The sequence below is a fragment of the Cellulomonas sp. URHD0024 genome (assembly GCF_000426185.1).
Lineage (GTDB): Bacteria > Actinomycetota > Actinomycetes > Actinomycetales > Cellulomonadaceae > Cellulomonas.
Genome location: NZ_AUEW01000022.1, coordinates 1 through 5,409, shown reverse-complemented (window position 1 = coordinate 5,409; position 5,409 = coordinate 1). Strand labels below are relative to the sequence as shown.

General features: G+C 68.1%; 2 protein-coding genes. Both read right to left on the bottom strand.

The annotated features are described in order from the left end of the window. Positions 1-70 precede the first annotated feature (70 nt). A complete protein-coding gene (locus tag I847_RS24280; RefSeq protein ID WP_034608860.1) occupies positions 71-340 on the bottom strand; it encodes a hypothetical protein in 270 nt (89 codons plus the stop codon). After that, positions 324-5,372 (bottom strand): RHS repeat-associated core domain-containing protein, encoded by a 5,049-nt coding sequence (locus tag I847_RS0116180; RefSeq protein WP_231384252.1) that lies wholly within the window; start codon positions 5,370-5,372, stop codon positions 324-326. Before I847_RS0116180 ends, I847_RS24280 begins: the two co-directional genes overlap by 17 nt. Positions 5,373-5,409 lie beyond the last annotated feature (37 nt).

Genomic DNA, 5,409 nt, shown 5'->3' with positions numbered 1-5,409 from the left:
ACGGCGACGACCTGGATCTTCTTTGCGCGGTCGTTTCAACAACGCGGAAGCCGTAGCCCTCAGGCCGGCCTCACGGTTCGGTCTCGAAAGGGGCGTCACGCTCCTGTCCGCCACGTAGCGGCTCGCCGGATCGCACCCAATCCACGCATTCGAGCCAGTCCTCCCAAGCCGCCGGATCCGTCGGCCAACCGTCACGTTCCAGATCAGTGTCACCGATGAGTGTGATCAGGTCGTCGCCGGCCCGATGCCCGAAACGCCAGATGAACTCCGACATGGCGAGGAACGACTCCCTGGCGCTGAGCTGCTCATCCTTGCGTGAGTGACTATCGGGGGATGACATTCAGACCTCCGTTGGTGATCTCAGTCCCGTTGCGAACCTCAGCCCATGACTGCGTCCCGTCCGGGAGCTCCTTGAAGTACCTGGCAATCGAAGTTCCGTCAGGAAGCGTTGTCGTCCGTCGCAGGTTCTCTGGCGACACTGCGTCCTGAATCAATGACCGATTTTCGGCGGTGTCCTCCAGGAGGTGCCCGGCCTTGTCCCTGAATATGTGCGACGTCTCTGACCGAAATCTGATGCTTGCCAGTTCGTCTGCGGTATTTGCGGCCCCTGCACCGGCTCGAGCAAAGAAGTCAGCCGATCCCGTGTCGTCGGCCATTCGCGCGAACGCGTGCACCAGCCGGGTGCCGACGGCGGCTGCGGCCGATGAGAGTTTCACCTTCATGGCTACACGGACTGCTGTGACTGCGGCGGCGAGCCTGGGGGCCTTGGACGCAGCCCATGCTATTGCGCGTGCGCCGCCGCCGCCGATGGGGACGAAGCTGGCGACGATGCCCCCGTATCCGCCCCATTCGTAGAAGTCGGAGCAGTGGTCGACCATGTCGTCCGTTTCTCCGTTAAGCCCGTAGTTGATCAGTCTGCGGACCTGGGCGGTTGCGCCGAATGTGAGCGCGTCGCCGAACCCGGCGACCCAGTTGCTGGTGTCGTCGAGCCAGTCGAGCCCGAGGGGGTCGGTGTACTGGAGGGGGTTCCCGCCGGTGTACCCGTAGGGGTCGGCGGTGCTCTGCAGGAGGGGGTCGACGCTGAGGAACTGGGCGGTGGTGGGGTCGTAGTAGCGGCCGCGCAGGTAGAGGTAGCCGGTGGGGTCGGTGTATTCGCCGGCGTACCCGAACCGGGTCACGCCGGCGACGGACGTGGCTCCGGTGACGGTTTGCGGCTTGCCAAAGGGGTCGTAGTCGGAGTCGGCGGTGACGTGGCCGGTCGCATCGGTGGTGGTGCGGACAGAGCCGGTCAGGTCGGTGTGCAGGTAGTCGACGGCGCCGGTGGTGGTGTCGATCTGGTCCAGGGGTGCGGTGCCGTTCCCGTACACGTAGGTGTGGTCGGTGTCGGTGAGCAGCAGCGGGACCCCGGCCAGGGTGTCCCACACGTAGGTCTCGACGTCATCGCCGGTGGTGGCACTGGTGCGTAGCCCGGCGGCGTCGTAGGTGTAGGTGGTGGTGGTGCCGCCGTTGGTGATGGCGGTTAGTCGGTTGGCCTGGTCGAACCCGTGTGTGACCTCCACAGCTGTGCTCGTGCTGGCGGTGGTGCGGTTGCCGCGTGCGTCGTACCCGTAGGTGGTGGCGCCACCGTCTGGGGTGGTCATGGTGGTCAGCTGGCGGTGGGTGTCGTAGGTCAGGGTGCGCCCGTCGGGCAGCGCGGTGACCGAGCCCGCGGAGTCGAAGTCGAGGGTGCCTGCGCCGGTGCCGGTGATCTCGGCCAGGCGGCCGAGCGTGTCCCAGGTGTAGTCGGATGCGGTGGTGGTGTCGCTGGCCGGCGGTGCCCGCGGGTCGCCGGGGCGGCTGGTGTCCTGGTCGGTGAGCAGGCCGGCGTCGCTGTACCCGTAGGCGAGGTCGAGCAGGCCCTGCCCGGACTGGTTCTGGGTGGTGATGGCCAGGGTCTGACCGGTGGTGTCGTGCTGGTAGTTGGTGACGACGCCGTTGGGGTAGGTCAGGGCCGCGAGCTGCCCGTTCTCGGTGTAGTCGTAGGTGAACTCGCGGTCGGCCCAGTCGGTGACCGTGGTGAGCTGCCCGGCGGCGTCGTAGCCGTGCTGGACCTGGTCACCGTTCGGGTAGGTCAGCGTGGTCAATCGGCCGAGGTCGTCATAGGCGTACCCGACCATGGTCCCGGCCCGGTCGACCTGCGTCACCCGGCCCAGCACGTCCCGGGTGTAGGTGGTTGACCCGGCGCCGTCCGTGACATCGGTGAGGCGACCTGCCGGGTCGTAGCTGACTGTCACGTCGGGGGTTGCGTCGGAGTAGTCGGTGCTGGTGCGGCGCCCGGCGCCGTCGTAGGCGAAGGTGGTGACCGCACCGCCGGGTTGGGTGGTGGTGGTCAGGTGGCCGTCGGCGTCGTAGGCGTACCCGGTGGTCCGTCCGGCGGTGTCGGTGAACGAGGTTGCCCGTCCGGCGGTGTCGTAGGCGTACGTGGTGGTAGCCCCCGTCGCGTCGCCGGCGTGCAGCAACTGCCCGACCGGGTCGTACTGCCAGGTCAGGGTGGACCCGTCACCCCGCAGCACCTGAGTGGGGCGTCCGTCATTGTCGTAGCTGGTGGTCACGGCGCGACCGTCGGCATCCGTGACCTTGACCGGCCGACTGGCCTCGTCATAGGTGCTGGTGGTGGTGTGCCCCAGAGCATCCGTGATCGACAGGACCTGGTCGGCGGCGTCGTAGGTGTATGTGGTGCGCGCACCGGACGGGGTGATCGTGGCGGTGACCCGGTTGCCAGCGTCGTACTCGGTGCGCACCACCCGACCCAGCGGGTCACTCATCGAGACCAGTCGGCCCAGGGCGTCGTAACCGCGAGTGGTGGTCTTGCCGTCTGCGTCCGTGACGGTCAGGATCCGCCCGGCAGCGTCGTAGGTGAACGTCGTGCGGTTCCCGGCTGCGTCCACGGCCGCGAGGACCTGACCGGCCAGGTCGTACTCGGTACCGGTGAGCGCACCGGCCGGATCCGTCATCGTGACCGGGCGTCCGGCTGGGTCGTACGTGACGGTGCTGGTCGCGCCCATGGGGTCGGTCCCGGTGAGCTGACGCCCGGCCGCGTCGTAGGTGAACGTTGAGGTGAATTCGGCCTGGTCGGCGCCGGGCACGTTGCCCAGGGGGCTCGTCGAGGACAGCTGGCGGCCCAGGGTGTCGAACGTGGAGGTCGCGACCGCCCCGTCCGGCGCCGTCATGGCTGTCAGGAACCCGTGCGCGTCGTAGGTCATCGCCGTGGTGCGGCCCAGGGCATCGGTGACCGAAGCGATGGTGCCATCGCCGTTCACCACGTAGGTCGACGTGGCCCCGTCCGGCCCGGTCGAGGTCGCGAGGTTGCCGCGGTCGTCGTAGTTGAACGTGGTGGTCTCGCCGGCGGCGTTGCTGACGGTCAGCGGGTTGCCGAACTCGTCGTAGGTGCTGGTCGAGACCCGAGCGAGCGAGTCGGTCACCGAGGTCCGGTTCCCGTCGGCGTCGTAGGTGAATCGGGTGATCCGGCCGAGCGCGTCGGTGCGGGAGGCCACCTGGTTGGTGATGTCGTAGGTAAAGACGGTGGTCTGCTCGAGCGGGGTGCCGGCGGCCTTGGTCTCGGAGATGAGCTGCAGGTCGAGGTACTTCTCGACCGTGACCGACCCGTCCGGGTCGGTGATGGTGGTTTGGCCGTTGCCGTACCCGAACGTCGTGGCCCGTCCCAGCGGGTCGGTCTGCTGGGTGACCCGGTTCGCGGTGTCGTACTCGTTGGTGGTCACGCCGCCGTCGGGCGCGGTGAGGGCCAGGACCCGGTGCTGGTCGTCGTAGGTGTACTGCTTGAGCGCGCCGTCGGGGGCCTCGACCCCGATCAGGTCGCCCGCGCTTGAGTAGGTGTAGGTGACGGTGCGGCCGGTGTGGTCGCGGACGGTGGAGACGTGCGCGCCGGTCCAGGTGAGGACCAGCTCTCGGCCACGGCCGTCCTGGATGGTGCTGAGGCGTCCGGTCGGTCCGTACGTCAGGGTGTAGCCCTGGCCGTTTTGGTCGGCGACGGCGATCAGGACGCCCCCCGGGTTGAACGTGAACCACTGCTGGTGCTGGCGGGCCAGCACGAACGTGCCGTCGCTGTTGCGGGTCAGTGTGGCGTTCACCCGCGCCGGCGCGGTGTACCCGTTCGGGCCGCGGGTGAACACCACGACGCTGCCGTTCTCCTGGAGGGCCTTGATCTGCAACGCGTCGGCCAGCGGCCCGGAGCTGCCGGTCTCGGGTGCCAGGGACATGCCCAGACCCAGTGACCAGCCGTGCCCGAACGCTCCGTCCAGATCGCGTCGGGCGGTGGAGAACGAACGCTGCACGCCCAACGGCGCCCCGACCCCTGGCAGGGTCAGGTCGGTGTCCGTCTCGAAGAACTCGCCGGTGGCGGAGTTCACCGGGTCGCAGTGGCAGCGGGCCGAGTCATGCCCCGACGGGTTGAAGCCACCGTCGAGCTCGCCGGCCTCGGTGGGGCCCTGACCGGACGTGCTCAGCAGACCGCTGATCGCCCGCACGTCCAGGCTCGGGAACCGGCCGTTGTCAGGGGCCTGGGACACGTACGCGGTGTACGTGCGTGGCTGGCCCGGCGTCACGGTGACCCCGACTTGATGCGACCGGGCCGTCTGGCACGGGTAGTAGTAGATGTTGCGCTCGCAGGACGCCACGAGCTGGCCGAGGTCGTCGTAGATCGACAGGTAGTACGGGCCGGTGATGTTCGCGGACGTCGTGGCCGTCAAGAGGATCGTGTTCGGGTAGGCGCTGGGCGAGCGCGTGAGTGTGACGGTCCCGTGCCAGCCGGTATTCCTCACCCAAACCGTGTTCGAGACCGCGCGCACACCGGTGCTGGGCAGCTGCGCGGCCGGGACGTCTAGGGAGACGTACCCGGTGAAGGTCCGGGTCGCGTTGGTGGCGGTGTTCACTTGGATCTGGTGCGCCAGGTCTGCGGTCACGTTGCACGGGTTGGTGTAGGAGCGGTCCGGCTGGCAGTACGTGATGCGCTGACCGCGGTCGTCGTAGATCGACAGGTAGTACGGACCGGCGATCTTCGAGGTCGAGGTGACCGTGACGGTCGCGGTCGAGTTCTGCACGTCGACCAGCGAGCGGGAGATCTGCAGCCCGACCGTGCCCGACCACCCCGTGTTCTGCACCGAGACCGTATTGGAGACCGCGCGCACGTCGGTGCTGGGCAGCTGCTCGGCCGGGACGTCCTGGGAGACGTACCCGGTGAACGTGCGGGTCTTGTTGGTGGCGGTGTCCACACTGATCTGGTGAGCCAGCTCGGCGGTCACGTTGCACTGGTTGTAGTAGCCGGCCCTCGGCTGGCAGTAGGTGATGCGCTGACCGCGGTCGTCGTAGATCGACAAGTAGTACGGGCCGACAATCTTCGAGGTCGTGGTGACC